Source organism: Blastococcus sp. SYSU DS0552 (assembly GCF_054050815.1).
In genome coordinates this window covers 393,360-417,182 of the sequence record NZ_JBJHAB010000001.1, presented here as the reverse complement: position 1 = coordinate 417,182, position 23,823 = coordinate 393,360, and the positions used below count along the sequence as shown (strand labels likewise).

Here is a 23,823-nt window from a genome sequence, read left to right as displayed (position 1 = left end):
GATGTCATGCGCATCGGCACCGTTCGCCGCGGCCGGGCACAGGAAACCGGGTCCGGCGTCGCCGGCACCGTCCGCCTGGACCGCCGCACGAAGAACCTGACGAAGCGGTTGCGCCCCGGCGACATCGCGGTCATCGACCACGTCGACATCGACCGGGTCAGCGCCGACGCGCTGGTGGGCTGCAAGGTCGCCGCGGTGGTCAACGCCGCGCCCAGCATCTCCGGTCGCTATCCGAACCTGGGGCCGGAGATCCTCATCAACGCCGGGATCCCGCTGCTCGACGACGTCGGCAAGGACGTCTTCGCGAAGGTGAAGGAGGGCACCGAGGTCCGCCTCGACGGCGGCCGGCTGCTCGACGCCGAGGGCACGGTGCTCGCCGAGGGGACCGAGCACGACGCCGAGTCGGTCGCCGCCGCGATGGCCGATGCGAAGGCCGGGCTGTCGGTGCAGCTCGAGGCGTTCGCCGCCAACACGATGGAGTACATGAAGCGGGAGCGCGCGCTCCTGCTCGACGGGGTCGGCGTCCCCGACGTCACCACCTCCATCGAGGGCCGACACGTGCTCGTGGTCGTCCGCGGCTACGACTACAAGGAGGACCTGCACGCCCTTCGCGCCTACATCCGCGACTACCGCCCGGTCCTCATCGGGGTGGACGGCGGCGCGGACGCCCTCGTCGACGCCGGCTACTCGCCCGACATGATCATCGGCGACATGGACTCGGTCAGCGACGACGTCCTGCGCTCCGGTGCCGAGGTCGTCGTGCACGCCTACGCCGACGGGCGGGCTCCCGGCCTCGCCCGCGTCCAGGACCTCGGCGTGGAGGCGATCACCTTCCCGGCCGCCGCCACGAGCGAGGACATCGCGATGCTGCTGGCCGACGAGAAGGGCGCCACGCTGATCGTCGCGGTCGGCACCCACGCCACCCTCGTGGAGTTCCTCGACAAGGGCCGCGGGGGCATGGCGTCGACCTTCCTCACCCGCCTGCGGCTGGGCGGCAAGCTGGTCGACGCCAAGGGCGTCAGCCGGCTCTACCGCAGCCGCATCTCGACCACCGCGCTCGTCGTCCTGGTGCTCGCCGCCTTCATCGCCATCGGGTCGGCCCTCGCCGTCTCCGCCGCGGGGCGGCTGTACCTCGACCTGCTGCTCGACCAATGGAACAGCTTCATGTTCTGGCTGGAGAACCTCTTCTCGTGATCGACTTCCGCTACCACCTGGTGTCGCTGATCGCCGTGTTCCTCGCGGTCGCGCTCGGGATCGTCATCGGCACCACGGCGCTCAACGAGCCGATCCTGGCCGACATCGAGAACCAGGTCTCCCAGCTCGAGCAGGACAAGCGGGCGCTCGAGGACCAGACCCGCGACCTCCAGGCGCAGCTGAGCACCAGCCAGGAGTTCGAGGAGGCGGTGGGCCCGGTCCTGGTCGACGGCACGCTCACCGAGCGCAGCGTGCTGCTGGTGCTCACCGACGAGGACGTCGCCCCGGAGACGGTCGAGGAGGTCACCGCGCTGATCGGCGACGCCGGGGGCTCGGTCAGCGGCGTCGTGCGCCTGCAGCCGCAGTACAGCGACCCGGCCACCGCAGCCGCGCTGCAGAGCTACGTGACCGGCGCGGGGCTCCCCGCCGGCCTCCAGCTGCCCGAGAGCGGCGATGCCGGGGTCCTGGTGGCCTCCCTGCTGTCCCAGGTGCTCATGATCCCCGAGGGCGGTCCGGTGCCGGACACCGCGGCGGTGTCCTCGGTGCTGGCCGGGCTCAGCTCGCTGGAGGTGCTCACCGCCGAGTCGGCCTCCGTCTCGCCGGCCGACCACGCCGTCGTCCTCACCGGTGGCCTGTTCGAGGGTGCGGACGCCGATCAGCGCACCACCATGCTCGTCGAGCTGGTCACCGCGCTCGACGAGCAGGGCCGTGGCGCAGTCGTCGCCGGCACGGCGGCGACGGCGCGCCCCGAGGGGCTCGTCGGCGTGCTGCGCGCGGACCCCGCGCTCGCCGCGGCCGTCTCCACGGTGGACAACGTGGGCACGGAGGTGGGCCGGATCAGCACCGTCCTCGCCCTCGGTCAGGAGTCGCAGGGCACGTCGGGCAAGTACGGGACGGCGGACGACGCCCAGCCGGTGCCACCGGTGCCCGCGGCCGCGCAGTGAGCGGACGGCGAGCCGCGGCCCTCGCGCTCGCCGGTGCGGGAGCGGCGCGCGTCGCCCTGGCCGCATCGACGGCGCTGACGGCGTCGCCGGCCGGTGCGGCCTGGCGGCGGACGAACTACGCCGGCCGGCCGGTGTCCCTGCTCGGCGGGCCGGCGCTCGCCGTCTCGGCGACGGCGTCGGCGGCGCTCGGCGCCCCGCCCGGGACCCGGGCCGCAGCGGTGGTGGTCGGCGCCGTCTCCGGCCTCGTCGGCGGGTACGACGACCTCGCCGGCGCCCGGCCCGAGCAGGCCCGTGACAAGGGGCTGGCCGGGCACCTGCGGGCGCTCCGGGAGGGCCGCGTCTCGGCCGGGGCGGTCAAGGTGGCCGGTATCGGCGCCGCGGCCGCCGTGGCCGCGATCCTGACCCGCGGGCCCGGCCGGGGCGCCGGTGCCGTGGTCGACGGCGTGCTCACCACCGGGCTCGTCGCCGGCACCGCGAACCTGCTCAACCTGCTGGACCTGCGACCCGGGCGCGCGGCGAAGGTGGCGGCGATCGCCGCGGCCGCCGGTCTGGGTGGCCCGGCGGGGAACCTGGTGGCCGGTCCCCTCGGGGCGAGCCTCGCCGTGCTGCCGGACGACCTCGGCGAGCGGATCATGCTCGGCGACTGCGGCGCGAACTCCGTCGGCGCCCTCCTCGGCCTGCGGCTGGCCCGGATGCCTTCCCGCGGCGCCCGGACGGGCGCGCTGGCGACCATCACCGCGCTCACGCTGGCCAGCGAGCGGATCAGCTTCACCCGCGTCATCGAGGCCACCCCCGGGTTGCGCGATCTGGACCGCCTCGGTCGCCGATCCTCGTGAGCGCGCGGCAGGTGGCGCGCGGGGTGGCCGGCGCCGCCGCGCTGATCGCGGCGCTGACGCTCCTGGCCCGGCTCGCCGGGTTCGGCCGCACGCTGGTCTTCACCAACACGGTGGGGGCCGGCACCACCGGTGACGCCTACCTGGCGGCCAACAACGTCCCGAACATCGTGTTCGAGGTCGTCGCCGGCGGCGCGCTGGCCAGCCTGGTCGTACCGATGCTCGCCGGTGGCATCGCCGCCGGCGACCGGGAGCAGGTGCGCCGCACCGCCTCGGCGCTGCTGGGCTGGACCCTGCTGCTGCTGGTCCCGCTGGCGCTCCTGGTCGCGGTGCTGGCCGAGCCGATCGCCGAGCTGCTGCTCGGCGGCGGTGACGCGGCGGAGGTGCAGCTGGCCAGCCGCTTCCTGCTGGTCTTCGCGCCGCAGGTCGTCCTCTACGGGATCGGCATCGTCCTGACCGGGGTGCTGCAGGCACACCGGCGCTTCGCCTGGCCGGCGCTCGCCCCGCTGCTGTCCAGCGTGGTGGTGGCCACGACCTACCTGCTCTTCGCCGCGATGGGTGGCGGCCGGGACGTCTCCGGGCTCTCCACGCCGGCCGAGCTGGTGCTCGGCGTCGGCACGACGCTCGGCGTGGTCGCCCTCAGCCTCAGCCTCCTGGCGCCGGTGCGCGGACTGCGCCTGGGGCTGCGGCCGGCGTTGCGCTTCCCGGTCGGCGCCGCCCCGCGGGTGCGCCGGCTGGCCGCCGCCGGCGTGCTGACCCTCGCCGGGCAGCAGCTGCTGGCCGCCGTCGCGATCCGGCTGGCCAACGACGGCGCCCCCGCAGGCACGCTCGTCGTGTACGCCGCCGGCCTCACGGTCTTCCTGCTGCCCTGGGCGGCCCTCGCCGTCCCGCTCGCGACGTCGGCCTACCCCGGGCTGGCCGAGAGCGCCGAGAGCGGCGACGAGGCCGCGTACCGCCGTGCGCTGGCGCCGGTCACCGTGCTCGCGGTCGCCGCCTCCGCCGTCGCCGCCGCGGTGCTGGTCGCGACCGCCGGCCCCGTGGCGCGGGTCTTCCTCGCCGCCCAGGGCGACCGCGACGTCGCGGCGCTGCGCGACACCGTCATGGCCTTCGCCCCGGGGTTGCTCGGCTACGGCCTCGTGGCGGTGCTCACCCGGGCGCTGTACGCCCGCGGCCTGTGGAAGGCGCCGACGGCCTGCGTCCTGGGCGGGTGGCTGCTCGCCGTCGTCGCCGACGTCGTCCTGGCCCGGGTCCTGCCCGCCGGCGACCGGGCGCTGGCCCTCGGGCTCGGCCACACCGCGGGGGTCACCGTCGCCGGGGTCGGGCTGCTGCTCGTGGTCGCCCGGGTGGCGGGCCGGCCCGCGCTGGGAGGGCTGGGCCGCACCGGCCCCGTGGCCGTCCTGGCGGCCGTCGTGGGGGGCGCCGCGGGGCTGTGGGTCACCCGGGCGCTGGGCGCGGACCCGGTGCCGGGGGGCGGCCTGCTCGTGACGCTCGGGGTCGGCGTCCTCGCCGGGTGCGTGGTGCTCGCCGTCGCGCTGGCGGTCATGATGGGCACGGCCCGCGCGCAGCTGGTGGGGGCGTTCCGGGAGTTGCGGTCGACGGGCGGGCAGGAGGTGCGCGGTGCCTGAGGCGCCCCTGCGCGGCCGCCGCGTCACCGAGGTGCTCGCCACCAGCACCGGCGGGGTGGGCACCCACGTGCGCTCGCTGCTGCACCCGCTGCTCGCCGCGGGTGCCGACGTGGGTGTGTGCGGCCCGGCAGCCACCGACGCGCTGTTCGACTTCTCCGGCCGCGGCGCGGACTTCACGCCCGTCGAGATCTCCGCCGGGCTGGCCCCCGCCGCCGACGCCCGGGCGGTGCGGGCGCTCCGCACGGCGCTGACCGGGACCGATCTCGTGCACGCGCACGGGTTGCGCGCCGGCCTGGTCGCCGCGGCCGCGCGCCGGCTGGCCGACGGCTCGCCCCCGCTGGTCCTCACCCTGCACAACGCCCTCCCCGAGGGCGGTGGCCTGCGGCGCCGGGTGCTGGCACGCGCGGAGCGGGCCACCGTCCGGGCCGCCGACGTCGTCCTCGCCGCCTCGGCCGACCTGGCGGAGAACGCCCGTCGGCAGGGGGCGCGCGACGTGCGGCTGGCGCCGGTCTCCGCGCCACCGCTGCCCGCGGCCACGCGCACCCCGGCGGAGGTGCGGCAGGAGCTGGGGCTGGACGACGACCGCGCGCTCGTGGTCGCCGTGGGCCGGCTGCACCCGCAGAAGGGCTACGACGTCCTGCTCGACGCCGTGGCCCGCTGGTCGGCCGACCAGCGCGTGCGACCCGCGCCGTCGGTCGTCGTCGCCGGCGACGGGCCGCTGCACGACGAGCTCGCCGGTCGCATCCGGGCCGAGAGGTTGCCGGTCACGCTCCTGGGTCGCCGGGACGACGTCGCGGACCTCCTCGGTGCCGCCGACCTCTGCGTCCTGCCCTCGCGCTGGGAGGCGCGTTCGCTCACCGCCCAGGAGGCGCTGCGGGCGGGGGTGCCCCTGGTGGCCAGTCGCACCGGCGGGCTGCCGGAGCTGCTCGGGGACGCCGCCGAGCTCGTCCCCCCAGGAGACGCCGAGGCCCTGGCCGAGGCCGTGGTGCGGGTGCTCTGCGACAGCGCGCACGCCGCCGACCTCGCCGAGGCGGGGCTGCGGCAGGCGGCCACCTGGCCCGACGAGGAGGGGACGGCCGCGCAGCTGGTCGGCATCTACCGGGACCTGCTCGGGACGTCCCCGGCCCGGCCGGGCACATGACCGGGCCGGCTACGCGGGTGGCACGCAGGACGGCGGCGCTCGTGGCGCTGGTCCTGCTGCTGCTGGTCGGGCTGCCGACCGGGGCGGGTGCGGTGGCCGACCAGCAGGACTACGCCGCCGACCGCGTCGTGGTGGTGGGGGTGCCCGGGCTCACGTGGGCCGATGTCGACGCCACGGCGACGCCGCAGCTGTGGGCGCTGGCGGAGGGGTCGGCGATCGGAGCGACGTCGGTGCGGGCCGCCCGCTCCACCACCTGCCTGCTCGACGGCTGGGCCACGCTCGGCGCGGGGAACCGGGCGCGCTTCCCCGGCACCGACGAGGGGCTGCCACCGGTGCCGCTGCCCACGCTGCCCGATCCGGAGGCGCCCGACGGGGACCGGGAGGAGGCCGGCCCCGAGGAGGAGGTCCCCGAGGAGCCCCGGCTGGACACCTCGCTCACGCGGTGCGGCCTCCAGGAGCGGGTGGCCGCGGTGGCGCTGGGCGATCCGCAGGCTACCGTCGCCCGGATCGCCGAGGACGAGGGCACCGTCCGGTTCGGCGCGCAGCCCGGCGCGCTGGGGGAGGCCGTCGGGTGCGCCGCGGTGTCGGGCCGGGCCGCCGCGCTGGCCGTCGCCGCGGACGGGGTGCCCCTCACCACGGTGCCCACCCTGGTGGCGAACCCCGCCGAGCTGGCCGAGGTGCTGGACTCCTGCCCGCTGACCCTGGTCTCCCTGGACCAGCTCACCGACGCCGGCGCCCCCGGTGCCGAGCCCACCGACGACGGCACCCGGCCCGAGCCGCGGGCGGCCGCCCTGGGCCGGATCGACGACGCGCTGGGGCGGCTGCGCGGCGCGGTCGACGCGCTCCCGGGCGACACCCTGCTGCTGCTCGCCGGCATCTCCGAGGTCAACGACGGCCGGCCCCAGCTGCACGTCGGCATGGCCTCGGGACCCGGCTTCGACGCGGGCTGGCTGACCTCGGCGAGCACCGGCCGGACGCCGTTCGTCCAGCTGATCGACGTGGCACCCACCGCCCTCCGAGCGCTCGGGCTGGACCCGCCGTCGTCGATGAACGGGCAGCCGTGGCGGAGCACCGGGCAGCGACCGCCGCTGCCCGAGGCCGTGGCCGAGCTCGAGCGGGTCAACACCGCCGCGATCACCCACCACCGCAACACCGGTGTCTTCTTCTGGACCTTCGTGCTCCTCGGCGCTGTCGTCGTCGGGCTGGGCGTGCTGGTCGTCGGCACCGGGCGGCGGGGTGCCCGCCCCGGGGCCTGGCCGCCGGTCCGCCGGGCGCTGCGCCTGCTCTGCCTGGCCGCCGCCGGGCTGCCGGTGGCCACCTACCTCGCGGGTCTGGTGCCGTGGGAACGGGCCGGGGAGCCGTTGCCGGCGCTGGTGACCGCGGTGGTCGTCGCCGACCTGGCAGTGCTGGCGCTCGCCGTCCTGGGCCCGTGGCGCCGCCGCCGGCTGGGGCCGGCGCTGGCGGTCCTCGCGCTGACCCTGGTCACCCTCGTCGGGGACGTGCTCACCGGCTCGACGATGGAGCTCAACGGCCCGCTGGGCTACGACGCGATCGTGGCCGGGCGGTTCACCGGCTACGGCAACCTCAGCTTCGGGCTGCTGTCGGTGAGCGCGCTGACGGTCACCGCGGCGCTGGCCGCGGCGGTCGCACGCCGGTCGAGCCCCCAGCGGCGGCGCAGACGCACGGCCGCCGTGGTGGTGGGGGCCGGGCTGCTCGTCGTCGCCGTGATCGGGGCACCCGGCCTCGGGCGGGACTTCGGAGGCGTCCTGGCGGCCCTGCCCGGCTTCCTGCTCCTGGCCATGCTGCTGACCGGCGTGCGGGTCACGATCGTCCGGCTGGGCGTGATCCTCGCCGCCGCCGTGGTGGCGGTGAGCACGGTGGCGGTGCTCGACTGGACGGGGCCGCCGACGGAGCGCAGCCACCTGGGCCGCTTCGTCGAGCAGGTGCTCAACGGTGAGGCGTGGACGGTGGTGAGCCGCAAGGCCCAGGCCAACATCGGCATCCTGCTGGGCAGCCCGCTGGCGTGGATGCTGCCGGTCGCGCTGGTCGCCGCCGTCTGGCTGCTCCGGCCCGGGGGGCCGTTGCGCAGCCCGCCGGCCGTGCCCGGCCGCCCGCCGCGGGGCCCGGCCGGCCTGCCACCCGGGGACGCCGCCGTGCTGCGCGCCGCGCTCCTGTCCGTGGCGCTGAGCCTCACCATCGGAGCGGCGGTCAACGACTCCGGCGTCGCGCTGCCCGCCACCGCCGCGGCCCTGCTGGTACCGCTGCTGGTGTGGCTGGTCGCGGGCCCGCAGGACGGCCGGCGCGAGACGGGTGGGTCCGCGGGTGGCGCTGCGCACTCCGGCCCGGCCGAGGGCTCCGACCGTGTTACGGTCGTCTCCCGTGGATCGACCGTCGGGAACACGTGATCACTCGGGCAGCAACGTCCTGCTCCGCAACAACCAGCCGACGAAGTTCGTCTTCGTCACCGGCGGGGTCGTCTCCTCGCTCGGCAAGGGCCTGACCGCCAGCTCGCTCGGCACCCTGCTGGCCAGCCGCGGCCTCCGGGTCACGATGCAGAAGCTCGACCCGTACCTCAACGTGGACCCGGGCACGATGAACCCGTTCCAGCACGGCGAGGTGTTCGTCACCGAGGACGGTGCGGAGACCGACCTCGACGTCGGCCACTACGAGCGCTTCCTCGACATCGACCTCTCGGGCCGGGCGAACGTGACCACCGGGCAGGTGTACTCCGACGTCATCGCCAAGGAGCGGCGCGGCGAGTACCTCGGTGACACGGTGCAGGTCATCCCGCACATCACCAACGAGATCAAGGCGCGCATCCTCGCCGGTGCCGACGGCGCGGAGCGCGTCGACGTCGTGATCACCGAGATCGGCGGCACGGTCGGCGACATCGAGTCGCTCCCCTTCCTCGAGGCCGCCCGCCAGGTGCGGCACGAGATCGGGCGCGACAACTGCTTCTTCCTGCACATCTCGCTGGTGCCCTACATCGCGCCCTCGGGCGAGCTGAAGACCAAGCCGACGCAGCACTCGGTCGCCGCGCTGCGCAGCATCGGCATCCAGCCCGACGCCCTGGTCTGTCGCTCGGACCGCGAGATCAACGAGGGCCTCAAGCGCAAGATCAGCCTGATGTGCGACACCGACGCCGAGGGGGTCATCTCCTGCCCCGACGCGCCGTCGATCTACGACATCCCCAAGGTGCTGCACCGGGAGGGGCTCGACGCCTACGTCGTCCGCCGGCTGGGCCTGCCGTTCCGCGACGTGGACTGGACGGTGTGGGGCGACCTGCTCGACCGCGTCCACGCCCCGAAGCAGACCGTGACGATCGCGCTCGTCGGCAAGTACATCGACCTGCCCGACGCCTACCTCTCCGTCACCGAGGCGCTGCGCGCCGGTGGCTTCGCGCACCGCAGCCGGGTGCAGATCCGCTGGGTCGCCTCCGACGACTGCGAGACCGAGGAGGGCGCGGAGAAGGCGCTGGCCGGCGCCGACGGCGTGTGCATCCCCGGCGGGTTCGGGGTGCGCGGCATCGAGGGCAAGCTCGGCGCGATCCGGCACGCCCGGGTCAACGGCATCCCGACCCTGGGGCTGTGCCTGGGCCTGCAGTGCATGGTCATCGAGACCGCCCGGAACCTGGCCGGGATCACCGGCGCGAACTCCACCGAGTTCGACCCGAGCACCCCCGACCCGGTCATCTCCACGATGGCCACCCAGCTCGACGTCGTCGCCGGGCGCGGGGACATGGGCGGCACGATGCGGCTGGGCAGCTACCCGGCCGTGCTGCAGAAGGGCTCGGTCGTGGCCGGCGCCTACGGGTCGACGGAGATCACCGAGCGGCACCGCCACCGCTACGAGGTGGCCAACGCCTACCGGGACCGGCTCAGCGAGACCGGCCTGGTCTTCTCCGGCACCTCGCCGGACGGGACGCTGGTGGAGTTCGCCGAGCTCCCCGCCGACGTCCACCCCTTCTTCGTCGGCACCCAGGCCCACCCGGAGCTCAAGAGCCGCCCCACCCGGCCGCACCCGCTGTTCGCGGCGTTCGTGCAGGCAGCCGTCGACTACCAGGAGTCGGCGCGGCTGCCGGTGCCGGTGGACGAGGCGGAGAAGGTCGGCATCTGATGGGCCAGGGCGAGCCGGACGCCCACGAGTACCGCGTGCTGGCCACCGAGCCGGTGTACGAGGGGCGGGTCATCCGCCTGGTCAAGGACACCGTGGCGATGCCCGGCGGCGGGGACAGCGTCCGGGAGGTGGTCCGCCACCCGGGGGCGGTGGCGGTCGTGGCGCTCACCGAGACCGGCGAGGTGGTCCTCCTGCGGCAGTACCGGCACCCGGTGGGCGGCTACCTGTGGGAGCTGCCGGCGGGGCTCCGCGACGCGGAGGGTGAGCCACCGCTGGAGACGGCGAAGCGGGAGCTGGCCGAGGAGGTCCGGCTCTCGGCCGCGCGGTGGTCGCTGCTGACCACCCACTACAGCTCGCCCGGCTTCTGCGACGAGCAGGTGCTGGTCTACCTGGCCGAGGGGCTCACCGAGGTCGACCGCCCCGAGGGCTTCACCGTGGAGCACGAGGAGCTGGACATGACCGTGGAGCGGGTACCGCTCGCCGACGCGGTCCAGCGGGTGTTCGACGGCGACATCCGCAACGTCGCCGCCGTCGTGGGGCTGCTGGCCGCTGCCCAGGTGCGGGCGGGGGGCCCGCGGCTCCGCCCGGTCGACGCCGGCTGAGGCGGCCGCCGATCACGGCGCGCCGGCGTAGCGGCCGGTGAGCTCGGCGCCGATCCGCGCCAGCTCGGCCCGGACCGGCGCCGGCTCGGTCACCTCGACGTCGGCGCCCCAGCCGGCGAGCGTGCGGGCGATGTCCAACAGCGTCGGGGCGGCCAGGCGGACCCGCGCCCGGCCGTCCCCGGGCCGCGTTCGAGCGGTTGCTGTCGCTGGGCGCGACGGTGCACCAGGAGCCGGTCGAGCGGGGCCCCGGCTACGTCACCGCATCGGTGGTCGACCCCTTCGGCAACGTGCTCGGGGTCATGGCCAACCAGCACTACCTCGACGTGGTCGAGGGCCGCTCCCCGGCGTGACGGGTTCCGCGGCCGGTGCCGGGTCGCGCCGGTCAGCCCGGCAGCCGGAGGCCGAGCCGAGCGAGCTCCACGGCGGCCAGGGCGCGCACCGCGGCAGGGTCCCCGGCGTGCCAGGCCGCACCCGTGCCGGCAGGCAGCGCGGCGAGCCGGGGGAGCGGCGCGTTCGCCAGGGCCCGGGCGGCGAGGACGTGGAGATCCGGTGTGCCCGCCAGCAGGGTGCGGGTCGCACCCGCCTCGCGGGCGTACCGCAGCCGCCAGGGCAGCCAGCGCAGCAGCAGCCAGCCCACGGGGAGCAGCACGAGGACGACGGCGAGGATCGTCGCCAGCGTGCCGACGGCGTCCTGCGCCGACTGCCCGGCCCCCAGCACCGAGCCCCCGGCGCCGGCGAGCGCGCCGAACGGCGCGGCCAGCTCGTCGCCCACCACGGGCACGTCCTCGGCCGCCGCCGCGGCCGAGCCCATGGAGCCGGCGACCGACCGGCCGAGGTCCTCGACCGCCCGTCCCGGCTCGGCCAGCACCAGGACGGCGCCGTGCGCGGCCCGTGCCACGAGCACCCAGACCACCGACCACGCCAGGAAGCCGAGGTCGGCGGCCAGCTGACGTGCCCGCAGGGCGGGGTGCTGGGCGTAGAAGCGCATGGGGCGGTCCTCCGGGAGGGCGGGTGGCCCCGTCATCGTCGGCCAGCCGGGTGTGCGCGGCAGCCCGGCCCCCCGGCCGCGCGCGGTCACGAATCGGCTTCCGCGCCGGTACCGAGCCGGTCGGCATGCCTACACTCCGCGGCGAGGCCCGCCCCGACCGGGCGGCCCACGATGCGGTGGGGTGCCCCGTCACCCTCGGGGAGCGCCCCGCCGGGACCAGGAGAGCCAGCGATGCGGGTCGGAGTTCCCCGAGAGGTCAAGAACCGGGAGTACCGGGTGGCGCTCACCCCGGCCGGTGTCACCGAGCTGACGCGGGCCGGGCACACGGTGCTGGTCGAGCGGGGAGCGGGGGAGGGGTCGTCCATCCCGGACGAGGACTTCACCGCCGCGGGCGCACGGCTGGTGGCCTCCGCCGACGACGTCTGGGCCGACGCCGACCTGCTGCTCAAGGTGAAGGAGCCGGTCGCCGAGGAGTACGGCCGGCTGCGGGCCGGGCAGACGCTCTTCACCTACCTCCACCTCGCCGCTTCCCGGGAGTGCACCGAGGCGCTCGTCGCCTCCGGGACCACGGCGATCGCCTACGAGACCGTGCAGAAGGCCGACGGCACCCTGCCCCTGCTGGCCCCCATGTCGGAGGTCGCCGGGCGGATGGCGCCGCAGGTGGGGGCCCACTGCCTCGAGCGGGCGCACGGCGGCCGCGGGGTGCTGCTCGGCGGGGTGTCCGGGGTCTACGCCGCCAAGGTCGTGGTGATCGGTGCCGGCGTCTCGGGGATGAACGCGGCGGCGATCGCCCTCGGCATGCAGGCCGAGGTCGTCGTCCTCGACCGCGACATCGACAAGCTGCGCGCCGCCGACCGGATCTACCAGGGGCACCTGCAGACCGTCGCCTCCAACGCCTACGAGCTGGAGCGCGCCGTGCTCGACGCCGACCTGGTGATCGGCGCGGTGCTCGTCCCCGGCGCGAAGGCCCCCACCCTGGTGAGCAACGACCTGGTGGCGCGGATGAGGTCCGGGTCGGTGCTGGTGGACATCGCCGTCGACCAGGGTGGCTGCTTCGAGGCCACCCGGCCGACCACGCACGACGACCCGACCTTCCGCGTGCACGAGTCGGTCTTCTACTGCGTGGCGAACATGCCGGGGGCGGTGCCGAACACCTCCACGCACGCGCTGACCAACGTGACGCTGCCCTACGTCATGGCGCTCGCGGCCGAGGGGACGTCCGCCGCGGTCCGGCGCGACCCGGCCCTGGCCCACGGGGTGAACGTGGTCGGTGGCAGCGTGGTGCTGCCCGAGGTGGCCGAGGCCCACGGCATGGCCGCCGTCCCGCTCCAGGAGGTGCTCCCCTGACCAGCACGCTGTCCGCGGGACCGGACGTCGAACGCGTCGTCACCGGCTACCTGGACCACCTGACCGTGGAACGGGGGCTGGCGGCCAACACCATCGCCTCCTACCGCCGCGATCTGCGCCGCTACAGCGAGTACCTGGCGGCGGCGGGCGTGCGCGGCCTGCGGGAGGTCGCCGAGTCCGACGTCGCCGGCTTCCTGACCGCACTGCGCCGGGGCGACGACGATCACCCGCCCCTGTCGGCGACCTCCGCCGCCCGCGCGGTCGTGGCCGTGCGCGGACTGCACAGGTTCGCGCTCCTCGACGGGCTGGTGCCCGACGACGTCGCCCACGAGGTGCGCCCGCCCACGCCGGCCCGTCGGCTGCCCAAGGCGGTGCCCGTGGAGTCGGTGGTCGCGCTGATCGAGGCGGCCGGAGCCCTGGAGGGGCCGCGCGGGTTGCGCGACCGCGCGCTGCTGGAACTGCTCTACGGCACCGGCGCCCGCATCTCCGAGGCCGTCGGTCTGGCGGTGGACGACCTCGACCGTGGGCAGAGCGCCGTCCGGCTGGCCGGCAAGGGCGGCAAGGAGCGCGTGGTACCGGTCGGCAGCTACGCCCTGCGGGCCGTGGAGGAGTACCTGGTGCGGGCCCGCCCGGCGCTCGCCGCGAACGGCCGGGCCGGAGTGCGCGGCGGCGCGCTGTTCCTCAACGTGCGCGGCGGCCCGCTGTCCCGGCAGAGCGCCTGGTCGATCCTGCGGACGGCCGCCGAGCGGGCCGGCCTGGAGGGCGAGATCTCACCGCACACGCTGCGGCACTGCTTCGCGACCCACCTGCTCGACGGCGGCGCCGACGTCCGCGTGGTCCAGGAGCTGCTGGGCCACGCCTCGGTGACGACCACGCAGGTCTACACGCTGGTGACCGTCGACCGGCTGCGCGAGGTCTACGCGACCAGCCACCCCCGTGCGCTCACCTGACAGCAGGGAACGCTCGGATTCAGCAGAATCCACAGTGTGCTCGGCTTGAGCAGTCACATGCGTTGGCATTCGTCGCCATGTCGACACGTCGACGGCGTGCCGCCTTGGGAACCTTTCTCCAGCTCCCTAGCGTCTTCATCACCCGAGCGGACAGGACGGCTGACCGCGCCCGGAACGTCCGGACGGGCTCGAGCTGGAGGCGACTACCCATGGCGATCCGAGCGGACGCGGCCTCTGCCGTCGCGCGCCCGCACGACACCGACCCCGAGATGGGGGCGGCCGCGCTGCGGCTGGACCCGGCCAGGGCGCGTCAGCGCCCCCTACCGGACCCCAAGCCGCTGACCCAGCACGGCCCCGCCCGCGTCATCGCGATGTGCAACCAGAAGGGTGGCGTAGGCAAGACGACGTCCACCATCAACCTGGGTGCGGCGCTGGTGGAGTTCGGCCGCAAGGTGCTGCTCATCGACCTCGACCCGCAGGGGGCGCTGTCGGTGGGGCTGGGCGTGCCGGCGCAGAACCTGGACCGGACCATCTACAACGTGCTGATGGAGCGGCGCACGAGCCTCCGGGACGTGCGGGTGCCCACGGACATCCCGGGCCTCGACCTGGTGCCGAGCAACATCGACCTCTCCGCCGCGGAGGTGCAGCTGGTCAGCGAGGTGGCGCGGGAGCAGACCCTGTTGCGCGTGCTCGCCGACGTGGTCGACGAGTACGACTACATCCTCATCGACTGCCAGCCCTCGCTCGGCCTGCTGACGGTGAACGCGCTCACCGCCGCCCAGGGCGTGGTGATCCCGCTGGAGTGCGAGTTCTTCTCCCTGCGCGGGGTGGCGCTGCTGGTCGACACGATCGACAAGGTCAAGGAGCGGCTCAACCCGTCGCTGGAGATCAACGGCATCCTCGCCACCATGTACGACTCCCGGACCGTGCACTGCCGGGAGGTGTTCAGCCGGGTCGTCGAGGCGTTCGGCGACACCGTGTTCCAGACCGTCATCCAGCGCACCGTGCGGTTCCCGGAGACCACGGTCGCCGGCCAGCCGATCACCACGTGGGCACCCACGTCGACGGGCGCCGCGGCGTACCGCGACCTCGCCAAGGAGGTGCTGGCCCTGTGACTCGGCGGCCCGTTCTGCCCGGTGCGTCGGAGCTGTTCCGCCGCACGGACGCCGCAGCGACGGCGTCCGAGGTCACCGAACTCCCCAGCCTGCCGACCCCGGCCAGCTCCCCGGCGCTGCGCAGCGCCGCCCGCCGGGTCGGGGAGTCGCCCGCCGAGGCGGCCGCGGCGCTGACCCTCGTCCCGGGCGGTGCGCAGCCCGGCGACGACCTGGCCGCCTTCCGCGCCGCGCCGGCCGAGCCGGCCCCGGCTCCGGTGCTGCAGCCGAAGGTCGCCACCCGCGGGCGGCCCGCCCGCGGGCGGGCCGAGCGCACCAAGCACGACGAGAAGATCACCGTCTACATCTCCGCCGACGAGCTGCTGGCCCTGGAGTCCGCGCGGCTGACGCTGCGCGCCCACCACGGCCTCGCCGCGGACCGCGGCCGCATCGTCCGCGAGGCGGTGTCGGTGCTGCTGGCCGACCTGGCCGAGCGCGGGGACGACGCGATCCTCGTCCGTCGGCTGAAAGAGAAGTGAGAGGACCCTCCTGACCCCCGCCTCTCGCATGCTCGCGGCGGGTCCCTGCGGGAGGGCCGCCTACGGTGGGTGCTCGTGAGCGACAGCACCGGAGCGGTTCCGCCGGCCGATCAGGCCGACGGGGCCGCTCCGGCCCGCTTCACGGTCCGGCTGACCAACTTCGAGGGCCCGTTCGACCTGCTGCTGCAGCTGATCGGCAAGCACAAGCTCGACGTCACCGAGATCGCGCTGTCGCGGGTCACCGACGAGTTCATCGCCCACCTGCGCGCGCTCGGCGACGAGCTGGACCTGGACCAGGCCAGCGAGTTCCTCGTCGTCGCCTCCACGCTGCTCGACCTGAAGGCCGCCCGCCTGCTGCCGGCTGCCGACGTCGACGACGAGGAGGACCTCGAGCTGCTGGAGGCGCGGGACCTGCTGTTCGCCCGGCTGCTGCAGTACAAGGCCTACAAGCAGGCGGCCGCGTTCCTGCGCGAGCGCGAGGCCGACGCCGCCCGCCGCCACCCGCGCGAGGCGGCGCTGGAGCCGCGGTTCGCCGAGCTCGTCCCCGAGGTGCTGCTGGACATCACGCCGGCGCAGTTCGCCGCGCTGGCCGCCCGGGCTCTCGCCCCCAAGGTGCCCGAGACGGTCAGCGTCGCGCACCTGCACGCGCCCCCGGTCAGCGTCTCCGAGCAGCTGCTGCTGGTGCGCAACCAGCTCGTGCGCGCGGGGACGTCGAGCTTCCGGGCGCTCACCGCCGACTGCGGGCACACCCTGGAGGTGGTGGCCCGCTTCCTCGCGCTGCTCGAGCTGTACCGCCAGCAGCGGGTGGTGTTCGAGCAGCTCACGCCGCTGGGCGAGCTGCACGTGCGGTGGACCGGCGAGGGCGTGCCCGATCCGGCCGACGCCCCGGCCCCCGACGCCGACGAGGAGTACCGGTGACCGACGACCGCACCGACCCAGACCCCGCCCCCATCTCCTGGGAGTCGCTCGCTGCCGAGCTGGCCGCCACCCGCGAGCAGGCGGCCGAGCGCGGGGATGCCGACCCGGCCGCCTGGGACGCCGTCGCGGCCGAGCTCGCCGCCCGCGTCGCCGAGCGCCCGGTGGAAGAGCTGCCGGTGCCGGCGGTGCCCGCCGAGGGGGCGGCGTCCCCGCCTGCGGCAACGCCCGCGCCCGAACCGGAGCCGGAGCCGGAGCCGGAGCCGGAGCCGGAAGCGGTGGTGCTGCTGGACCCGGTCGAGCTGCGCGGCGGGCTGGAGGCCCTGCTGTTCGTCGTCGACGACCCCGTCGACGACGAGACGCTGGCCGCGGCGCTGCGCTGCCCGGTCGAGCAGGTCCGCCAGGGGCTGACGGAGCTGGCGGCGGCCTACGACGACCGCTCGGCCGGCATCAGCCTGCGCCGGGTGGGGGAGGGGTGGCGGCTCTACACCCGCGAGGAGCACGCCGCCGTCGTCGAGCGGTACCTCGGCGAGGGGCAGCGCAGTCGGCTCACCCAGGCCGCGCTGGAGACCCTCGCCGTGATCGCCTACCGGCAGCCGGTGACCCGGGCCCGGGTGTCGGCGATCCGCGGCGTCGGTGTCGACGGCGTGATGCGCACCCTTATCGGCCGCGGCCTGGTGCACGAGGTGGGCACCGATCCCGACAGCGGTGGGGGGCTGTACGCGACGACTCCGCTGTTCCTGGAACGGCTCGGGCTGGCGAGCCTCGCCGAGCTGCCCGAGCTCGCGCCGCTGCTGCCGGAGACCGCCACGGTGCTCGACGAGCACCCCGACGCCTGATCCGGTCGACCGGTGCCGCGCCTGGACCCCGATCAGGCCCGGGGAGGGCGCGAGGGCACGAAGCAGGCGACCGAGGCCAGGAAGGTGACGATCCCGGCGCCGAGCACGATGCGCAGGACGTCCTCGGACGCCACGGACGGCACCGAGCCGCTGCCGAACCAGAACCCGGCGAGGAGCAGCAGGGAGACCACCGCCAGCGGCGCCCCGATCCGCGCATCGCGCCGGCGGCCCGATCCGTCGCCCGGCGCCCGCAGGGACGCGAGGAGGACGACCAGCGCGATCCCCGAGAGGGCGAGGGCCAGCAGGCCCGCGAGGCCGGCGCCGATGTTCGCCCCGTCGTCGGGGTCCCCGGTCGCGACGGCGACCGCGAACAGTGCCCACCCCGCCGTCGCCGTCGCGGCCACGACCAGGCCGACCTTGCGCGTGCTGCTCATGTGCGCATCTTGGGTCGGCCGGCCCGCGGCCACCAGTACCCCGATCGGGGTGTCACGCTGAGGTGGCGCACGGCCGGGCGGAGCGCGGCGAGGCGGCCCGGGGGCGGGTGGGAGACTGGACGGCGATGAGCGACGCGACCCCGAACGACGAGAGCACGACCGCGGCCGGCGAGGGCTGGTCGGAGGACATGGAACTGGCCCCGGCGCACCCCGGTGACCGCCCCGAGCCGGAGGAGCCGGGGGAGCGGCAGGGGGAGCGGCTGCAGAAGGTGCTGGCCCGCGCCGGGGTCGCGTCGCGCCGGGTGGTCGAGGAGATGATCGACGCCGGCCGGATCAGCGTGAACGGCCGGCAGGTGCGCGTGCAGGGCATGCGGGTCGACCCGCTCGAGGACAAGATCGCCGTGGACGGCGCGCGCCTGGAGATCCGCGACGACCGCGTCACCTACGCGATCAACAAGCCCGCGGGAGTCATCACCGCGATGAGCGACGATCGCGCCCGCCCCACGATCGGCGACATGGTGGGCGACCTGGCTCCGGGCCTGGTGCACGTCGGCCGCCTCGACCAGGACACCGAGGGCCTGCTGCTGGTCACCAACGACGGGGAGCTGGCCCACCGGCTCGCCCACCCGTCGTACGGCGTGCGCAAGACCTACCTGGCACAGGTCTCGGGCTCGGTGCCGCGGGACCTGCACCGCCGGCTGCGCGCCGGGATCGACCTGGAGGACGGGCCGGTCACGGTCGACTCGTTCCGGGTCGTCGACACCCACGCGGGCCAGTCCGTGGTCGAGGTGGTCCTGCACGAGGGGCGCAAGCACATCGTCCGCCGGCTGCTCGCCGCCGTCGGCCTTCCGGTCTCGCGGCTGACCCGCACCGCCGTCGGGCCGGTCCAGCTCCAGCGGATGCGCAGCGGGTCGATCCGGAAGCTCACCCGCGCGGAGGTCGGTGCGCTCGAGGAGCTCGTCGGGCTCTGACCGCGCCGCGGCTCACAGCGCCGTGGCCAGCAGCCCGAGCCCGAGGGTCGCCATCACGACGGCGATGCCGGCGTCGAGCACCCGCCAGGCGGCCGGCCGCGCGAACAGCGGCCGCAGCAGTCGGGCGCCGTACCCGAGGGCGCTGAACCACAGCACGCTGCCGACGGCGGCGCCGGCGGCGAACCACCACCTCCGCCCACCGTGGCTGTCGGCCACCGACCCCAGCAGCAGCACCGTGTCCAGGTACACGTGCGGGTTCAGCCAGGTCAGCGCCAGGCAGGTGGCCACGGTGGCCGCCAGGCTGGTCCGGAGGCCCCCGGTCTCGACGGCGATCGACGACGGGCGCACAGCACGCCGGGCGGCGAGCGCGGCATAGCCCAGCAGGAAGGCGGCGCCGGCGAGCCGGATGACGGTGATCGCGTCGGGGAGGCGGGCGCTGAGCCACGAGTTGCCGGCGACCCCGGCGAGGATGAGCACGGCGTCGGACACCGCGCAGAGCACGACGACCGCGCCGACGTGCTCGACGCGCAGCCCCTGCCGGAGGACGAAGGCGTTCTGCGCCCCGATCGCGACGATCAGCGAGAGGCCCAGCCCCAACCCGGCCAGCGCGGCCAGCAGTCCCGTCGTCACGGGCGCCACGCTAGGAGCGCCGATCGCCTGCAGTCCAGCTCAACGTTCTTCAGTAGCATTAGTGTTGCTGTCCGTGGAGATCGATCTGGCTCAGCTGCGCACCCTGGTGGCGGTGGTCGACGAGGGCACCCTGGAGGCGGCGGCACGGCGGCTGCACGTCACGCCGTCCGCGGTGTCCCAGCGCCTGCGGGCGCTGGAGGAGGCGACCGGCCGGGTGCTGGTGCGGCGCGGGCGGCCGGCGACCGTCACGACCGCCGGCGAGCCGGTGCTGCGCCTCGCCCGCCAGGTCGGCCTGCTCGTCGCCGACACCGGCCGGCAGCTCGACCCGGCCGGGTCCGGGCCGCCCGTGGTGCCGCTCGCGGTGAACGCCGACTCGCTGGCCACCTGGGCGCTGCCGGCGCTCGCCCCGCTCGCCGCCGACCTGCGCCTCGACCTGCACAGCGCCGACCAGACGCACACCAGCACGCTGCTGCGGGCCGGCACGGTGATGGGCGCGGTCACCTCCGACGCCGAGCCGGTGGCCGGCTGCCGGGTGACGCCGCTCGGGACCATGCGGTACCTGCCGTGCGCGGCGCCGGCCTTCCTCGACCGCTGGTTCCCCGACGGCCCCCGCCCCGCGGCCCTGGCGCGGGCGCCGGTGGTCGTGTTCGACCGCCGGGACGACCTCCAGCACGTCTACCTGCGCCGCCACCTCCCGTCGACGGCGGACGTGCCGGTCCACTACGTGCCCTCGTCGGCGGACTACCTCACCGCCGTGACCCTGGGCTTCGGCTGGGGCATGCTGCCGGAGCTCCAGCTGGCGGCCGCCCGGCCCGCAGGGGAGCGAGCGGTCGGGTCGTTCGACCTGGCGGGCGCCGTCGACGTGGCCCTGCACTGGCAGCAGTGGCGGCTGCACTCCGCACCGCTGGACCGGGCGGCCGGCGCACTGATCGGGGCCGCCCGCGCACGGTTGCGGCAGCCGGCGTGACCGGCCCCCGGCTCCCGCACCGCGCGGGGCCGGGGACCGGCGTCGTCAGGGAGCGCCGACCTGCACCGGCGTGGTGAGGACCCGGTCGGGCCCGACCTCGCGCACCGGACCGGTGAGCCGCACCCGGGCGCACAGCGGCAGGTCCTCGCTGGAGGTTCCCACCGCGAGCACCAGGTCGCCCGGCTCCACGATGCGGCGCAGGTCGCGCCCGGTGAACGACGCCCGGTCGGTGTGCACCGTGAACACCACCCGCGCCGACGTGCCGGCCGCGAGTTCCACGCGGGCGAAGCCGACCAGGCGGCGCACCGGCTGCACCACGCTCGCCACCGGGTCCGAGAGGTAGAGCTGCACCACCTCGGCGCCGTCCCGGTCGCCGGTGTTGGTGACGGTGCACGACAGGCGCACCGAGCCGTCGGTGGCCACCTCCGCCGGGGAGTCGCCGACGGCGACGTCGTCCAGCCGCAGGTCGCCCAGGGCGAAGCTGGTGTACGACAGGCCGAAACCGAACGGGAAGAGCGGGGTGGGGTCGGCGGAGCTGATGCCGCTGCTGCGCGCCAGCGCCGGGCTCAGGTACGTGGCCGGCGAACCGCCCGGCGTCCGCGCCACCTGGACCGGCAGCTTGCCGGACGGGTTGACCCGGCCGCTCAGCACGCCGGTGACCGCACCCGCCCCCTCCTCGCCGGGGAAGAAGGCCTGCACGACCGCGGCGGCCCGGCCGGCCACCTCGCCCAGCGCGTAGGGCCGCCCGCTCAGCAGCACCACGACCACCGGGGTGCCGGTCGACAGCAGCGCGTCGAGCAGCTCCGCCTGGGCGCCGGGGAGCCGCAGGTCCTCGGCGTCGCAGCCCTCACCCGAGGTGCCCCGGCCGAACAGGCCGGAGACGTCGCCGACGACGGCGATGCAGACGTCGGCGGCGGTGGCGACGCCGACGGCCTCGGCGATGCCGCTGCGGTCGGGCTCCTGCACCGGGCAGCCCGCCGCCGTGGTGACCGTGGCCTCGGGGTACTCGGTTCGGACCGCGTCCAGCAGGGTGGGCAGCTCGATGCCCAGCGGCACCTCGGGGTGCTGCACCCCGACGTGGTTGGGGAAGGCGTAGCACCCCATCAGCGACAGCACCTCGTCGGCGCAGGGCCCGACGACGGCGACCGACGACGGAGCCCGGAGCGGCAGCACGCCGGCGGTGTTGTCCAGCAGCACCACCGAGCGCTCGGCCATGGTGCGCGCCAGCGCCCGCATCTCCGGCGGGTCGAGGTCCAGCGTGCCGCCGTCCCGGAGCACCTCCGGCTCGGGGTCCCAGCCGGCGTCGAGCAGCCCGAGCTCGCCCTTCTGCCGCAGCACCCGCTCGACCGCCCGGTCGACCAGCGACTCGGGCACCGCACCGGTGCGCACCAGCTCGAGCAGCGGCTCGCCGTAGCAGCGCACGGTCGGCAGCTCGACGTCCACGCCGGCGGCCAGCGCCAGCGCGGCCGCCTCGCCGGGGGAACCGGCCACGCCCTGGGTCGCCTCCAGGAAGGAGACGCCGAAGTAGTCGGCGACGACGACGCCGTCGAAGCCGAGCGTGTCGCGCAGCAGGCCGGTGAGCAGCGCTTCGTCGGCGGCCGGTGGAACGCCGTCGACGGCGGCGTAGGAGTGCATCACCGAGCGGGCGCCACCCTCGCGCAGGGCCGTCTCGAACGGCGGCAGCACGACGTCGGCGAACTCCCGGGGACCCAGGTGGACGGGGGCGTGGTTGCGCCCGGCGCCCGAGGCCGAGTACCCGGCGAAGTGCTTGAGCGTCGCGACGATGCCGGTGCTCTCCAGGCCGCGGGTGTACGCGCTGCCCAGGACGGCGACCAGGTAGGGGTCCTCGCCGACGGTCTCCTCGGTGCGTCCCCAGCGGTGGTCGAAGCTGACGTCGAGGACGGGGGAGAGGCCCTGGTGGACGCCGACCGAGCGCATCTGCGCCCCGATGGCGGCGGCCATCCGGGCCACCGAGTCGGGGTCGAACGCGGCGCCCCAGGCCAGGGGCACCGGGAAGACCGTGGCCTGCCAGGCGGTGAACCCGGCGAGGCACTCCTCGTGGGCCACGGCCGGGATGCCGAGCCGGGAGTTCGCGATCAGGTCCCGCTGGGTCTGGGCCAGCACGCGCGCCGCGGTGAGCGGTTCGACCGGGCCGGTGCCGAACATCCGCGTGAGCTGGCCGAGGCCGGCCTTGGTCAGCTCCTCCCACGGCGGCAGCGGCTCGCTGAACTCGTGCTGGTTGGGTGCGACGTCCTCGCCGTCGCCGATCGCCGTCCAGACGCCGTAGAGCTGGGCGACCTTCTCCTCCAGCGTCATGACCGCCATGAGGGCGCGGACCCGCTCGGGCAGGGGGCGGCCGGGGTCGGTCCAGTCGGCGGGCGGGGGGCCGGGGAGCGGGGTGGGCTCCGGGACGTCGGCGGCCGGGGGCTGGGTCAAGGAGGTGGCTCCAAGGGTGCGGTGAGTGGTCAGCGCGGGCGCGCTGCGGTGGAGGCGCGGGGGACCAGGTGGGTGGCCAGCTCCATGCGCTGGGTGTCCAGCTGCCCCCCGGTGATGAGGTCGTGCAGCATGCGGCCGGCCATCCGGCCCATGTCGGCCAGCGGCTGGCGCACGGTCGTCAGCGGGGGCGAGGACCAGCGCGCCATGGGCAGGTCGTCGAAGCCGACGACCGAGAGGTCGGCCGGCACCGAGAGGCCCGCCTGGCGGGCGGCTTCCAGGACGCCGAAGGCCTGCTCGTCGCTGCCGGCGAAGATCGCCGTCGGCGGGTCGGGCAGCTCGAGCAGCAGACGGGCCTGCTCGTAGCCGCCCTCGTGGTGGAAGTTGCCGTGCCGCACCAGGTCGGGGTCGACGCCGATGCCGGCGCGCTCCAGCGCCGCCCGGTAGCCGTCGATGCGGGCGCGGCTGCAGAGGAACGCCTCCGGCCCGCCGATCACCGCGATCCGCCGGTGGCCGAGCTCCACCAGGTGCTCGGTGGCGGCCAGCCCGCCGGCCCAGTTGGTCGCGCCGACGCTGGGCACGTCCTGGCCCGGCATGTCGACCGGGTCGATGACGACGACGGGCAGGTGCGAGCCGCCCAGCCGCCGCTGGTCGGCGGTGGTGAGCCGGGAGGTGACGACGAGCGCGCCCTGCCGCCCCCCGTTGATCAGGGCCTGCACCCAGTCGGCACCGGGGTCGCGGGCGAGGGTGCCCACCACCACGTCCAGCCCGCTCTCGGTGATCCCGCGCAGGATCTCCACCGCCCAGGGGCTGTCCAGCGCGGTGAACACGACGTCCACCAGCGGGCGGGCCGGGCTCGCGGACCTGCGGGCCACGGGGACGTAGTTGTGCTCCTCGAGCAGGGCGAGGACGTGCGCCCGGGTGGCGGGGGAGACGTCCTGGCGGCCGTTCACCACCTTGGAGACCGTGGGCAGCGAGACGCCCGCCGCGGCCGCGATGCTGGCCAGCGTCGGCCGGCCGAGCTGAGGTGTCGCCACTGCCGTCCTCCTGAGGGTGAGCGCCGGGGGCCGAACCCGCCGGACCTGCGCCGGCAGTACCCGCCCAGTGGTGCGCATCACTGTGACAGGAGCGGCGATGCTATCGAAAGTTTCGGAGCGGCGGTAGCCCGCGCGGGTGGCTCGGACGCTAGCCCGTCGTCCGTCGGGGCGCCACCGGGGCTGCTGGCGAGGGTTCATAACGCCGCGGTGACGGCCCGTTGACACCG

At 75.6% G+C, this 23,823-nt stretch carries 23 protein-coding genes; 17 read left to right on the top strand and 6 right to left on the bottom strand.

The annotated features are described in order from the left end of the window. The first annotated feature begins 6 nt into the window (after positions 1-6). Genes steA through ACI8AG_RS02005 form a run of 8 tightly spaced genes read left to right on the top strand, consistent with a single transcriptional unit; the run spans position 7 to position 10,455 of the window. A complete protein-coding gene (gene steA / locus ACI8AG_RS02040) occupies positions 7-1,194 on the top strand; it encodes a putative cytokinetic ring protein SteA (protein WP_456590751.1) in 1,188 nt (395 codons plus the stop codon). Then, on the top strand, positions 1,191-2,138 hold the full coding sequence (locus tag ACI8AG_RS02035) for a copper transporter (protein ID WP_456595710.1): 948 nt from the start codon (positions 1,191-1,193) through the stop codon (positions 2,136-2,138). Before steA ends, ACI8AG_RS02035 begins: the two co-directional genes overlap by 4 nt. Then, complete coding sequence (locus tag ACI8AG_RS02030) at positions 2,135-2,974, top strand: hypothetical protein (protein WP_456595709.1); 840 nt, start codon at positions 2,135-2,137, stop codon at positions 2,972-2,974. The genes ACI8AG_RS02035 and ACI8AG_RS02030 overlap by 4 nt, the downstream gene beginning before the upstream one ends. Beyond that, positions 2,971-4,596: a murein biosynthesis integral membrane protein MurJ gene (gene murJ / locus ACI8AG_RS02025; protein ID WP_456595708.1), complete on the top strand. Its 1,626-nt coding sequence runs from the start codon at positions 2,971-2,973 to the stop codon at positions 4,594-4,596. The genes ACI8AG_RS02030 and murJ overlap by 4 nt, the downstream gene beginning before the upstream one ends. After that, complete coding sequence (locus tag ACI8AG_RS02020) at positions 4,589-5,737, top strand: glycosyltransferase family 4 protein (protein WP_456595707.1); 1,149 nt, start codon at positions 4,589-4,591, stop codon at positions 5,735-5,737. Before murJ ends, ACI8AG_RS02020 begins: the two co-directional genes overlap by 8 nt. A gap of 17 nt (positions 5,738-5,754) precedes the next feature. Next, positions 5,755-8,142, top strand: coding sequence for a hypothetical protein (locus ACI8AG_RS02015; protein WP_456595706.1), 2,388 nt, complete (start codon positions 5,755-5,757; stop codon positions 8,140-8,142). Continuing rightward, positions 8,117-9,853 (top strand): CTP synthase, encoded by a 1,737-nt coding sequence (locus tag ACI8AG_RS02010; RefSeq protein WP_456595705.1) that lies wholly within the window; start codon positions 8,117-8,119, stop codon positions 9,851-9,853. The genes ACI8AG_RS02015 and ACI8AG_RS02010 overlap by 26 nt, the downstream gene beginning before the upstream one ends. Further along, on the top strand, positions 9,853-10,455 hold the full coding sequence (locus ACI8AG_RS02005) for an NUDIX domain-containing protein (protein ID WP_456595704.1): 603 nt from the start codon (positions 9,853-9,855) through the stop codon (positions 10,453-10,455). The genes ACI8AG_RS02010 and ACI8AG_RS02005 overlap by 1 nt, the downstream gene beginning before the upstream one ends. Positions 10,456-10,467: 12 nt before the next feature. On the opposite strand, the gene ACI8AG_RS02000 is transcribed toward ACI8AG_RS02005, so the two are convergent. Beyond that, positions 10,468-10,593, bottom strand: a complete 126-nt coding sequence (locus ACI8AG_RS02000; protein ID WP_456595703.1) for a WCX domain-containing protein — start codon at positions 10,591-10,593, stop codon at positions 10,468-10,470. A 59-nt stretch (positions 10,594-10,652) separates the two neighbouring features. On the opposite strand from ACI8AG_RS02000, the gene ACI8AG_RS01995 reads away from it, so the two are divergent. Beyond that, positions 10,653-10,805: a VOC family protein gene (locus tag ACI8AG_RS01995; protein ID WP_456590760.1), complete on the top strand. Its 153-nt coding sequence runs from the start codon at positions 10,653-10,655 to the stop codon at positions 10,803-10,805. 32 nt (positions 10,806-10,837) lie between these two features. Here the strand turns inward: ACI8AG_RS01995 and ACI8AG_RS01990 are convergent, their stop codons facing one another. Then, the gene (locus tag ACI8AG_RS01990; protein ID WP_456595702.1) at positions 10,838-11,443 is read right to left on the bottom strand and encodes a hypothetical protein; all 606 of its coding nucleotides are present in this window, start codon (positions 11,441-11,443) and stop codon (positions 10,838-10,840) included. 231 nt (positions 11,444-11,674) lie between these two features. On the opposite strand from ACI8AG_RS01990, the gene ald reads away from it, so the two are divergent. The 6 genes from ald to scpB all read left to right on the top strand — a co-directional run bounded on the left by ald (position 11,675) and on the right by scpB (position 17,124). Then, complete coding sequence (gene ald / locus ACI8AG_RS01985; RefSeq protein WP_456595701.1) at positions 11,675-12,790, top strand: alanine dehydrogenase; 1,116 nt, start codon at positions 11,675-11,677, stop codon at positions 12,788-12,790. Further along, the gene (locus tag ACI8AG_RS01980; protein WP_456595731.1) at positions 12,787-13,740 is read left to right on the top strand and encodes a site-specific tyrosine recombinase XerD; all 954 of its coding nucleotides are present in this window, start codon (positions 12,787-12,789) and stop codon (positions 13,738-13,740) included. The genes ald and ACI8AG_RS01980 overlap by 4 nt, the downstream gene beginning before the upstream one ends. 209 nt (positions 13,741-13,949) lie before the next feature. Continuing rightward, a complete protein-coding gene (locus ACI8AG_RS01975; RefSeq protein ID WP_456590763.1) occupies positions 13,950-14,855 on the top strand; it encodes a ParA family protein in 906 nt (301 codons plus the stop codon). After that, the gene (locus ACI8AG_RS01970; protein ID WP_456595700.1) at positions 14,852-15,370 is read left to right on the top strand and encodes a hypothetical protein; all 519 of its coding nucleotides are present in this window, start codon (positions 14,852-14,854) and stop codon (positions 15,368-15,370) included. The genes ACI8AG_RS01975 and ACI8AG_RS01970 overlap by 4 nt, the downstream gene beginning before the upstream one ends. Positions 15,371-15,445: 75 nt before the next feature. Continuing rightward, entirely contained in the window at positions 15,446-16,288 is an 843-nt protein-coding gene (locus ACI8AG_RS01965; protein ID WP_456595699.1) for a segregation and condensation protein A, read from the top strand. Next, a complete protein-coding gene (gene scpB, locus ACI8AG_RS01960) occupies positions 16,285-17,124 on the top strand; it encodes an SMC-Scp complex subunit ScpB (RefSeq protein WP_456595698.1) in 840 nt (279 codons plus the stop codon). The genes ACI8AG_RS01965 and scpB overlap by 4 nt, the downstream gene beginning before the upstream one ends. 32 nt (positions 17,125-17,156) lie before the next feature. On the opposite strand, the gene ACI8AG_RS01955 is transcribed toward scpB, so the two are convergent. Continuing rightward, positions 17,157-17,558, bottom strand: a complete 402-nt coding sequence (locus ACI8AG_RS01955) for a hypothetical protein (RefSeq protein WP_456595697.1) — start codon at positions 17,556-17,558, stop codon at positions 17,157-17,159. 125 nt (positions 17,559-17,683) lie between these two features. On the opposite strand from ACI8AG_RS01955, the gene ACI8AG_RS01950 reads away from it, so the two are divergent. Further along, complete coding sequence (locus tag ACI8AG_RS01950) at positions 17,684-18,529, top strand: pseudouridine synthase (RefSeq protein ID WP_456595696.1); 846 nt, start codon at positions 17,684-17,686, stop codon at positions 18,527-18,529. Between the two features lie 12 nt (positions 18,530-18,541). On the opposite strand, the gene ACI8AG_RS01945 is transcribed toward ACI8AG_RS01950, so the two are convergent. Continuing rightward, on the bottom strand, positions 18,542-19,159 hold the full coding sequence (locus ACI8AG_RS01945; protein ID WP_456595695.1) for a LysE/ArgO family amino acid transporter: 618 nt from the start codon (positions 19,157-19,159) through the stop codon (positions 18,542-18,544). A gap of 73 nt (positions 19,160-19,232) precedes the next feature. Between ACI8AG_RS01945 and ACI8AG_RS01940 the strand changes: the two genes are divergently transcribed. Further along, positions 19,233-20,126: a LysR family transcriptional regulator ArgP gene (locus tag ACI8AG_RS01940; RefSeq protein WP_456595694.1), complete on the top strand. Its 894-nt coding sequence runs from the start codon at positions 19,233-19,235 to the stop codon at positions 20,124-20,126. A 45-nt stretch (positions 20,127-20,171) separates the two neighbouring features. On the opposite strand, the gene ACI8AG_RS01935 is transcribed toward ACI8AG_RS01940, so the two are convergent. Together ACI8AG_RS01935 and ACI8AG_RS01930 are read right to left on the bottom strand one after the other, a co-directional pair. After that, positions 20,172-22,562, bottom strand: a complete 2,391-nt coding sequence (locus tag ACI8AG_RS01935; protein WP_456595693.1) for a beta-xylosidase/alpha-l-arabinosidase — start codon at positions 22,560-22,562, stop codon at positions 20,172-20,174. A gap of 29 nt (positions 22,563-22,591) precedes the next feature. Then, positions 22,592-23,596, bottom strand: a complete 1,005-nt coding sequence (locus ACI8AG_RS01930) for a LacI family DNA-binding transcriptional regulator (RefSeq protein WP_456595692.1) — start codon at positions 23,594-23,596, stop codon at positions 22,592-22,594. Between the last annotated feature and the right edge of the window lie 227 nt (positions 23,597-23,823).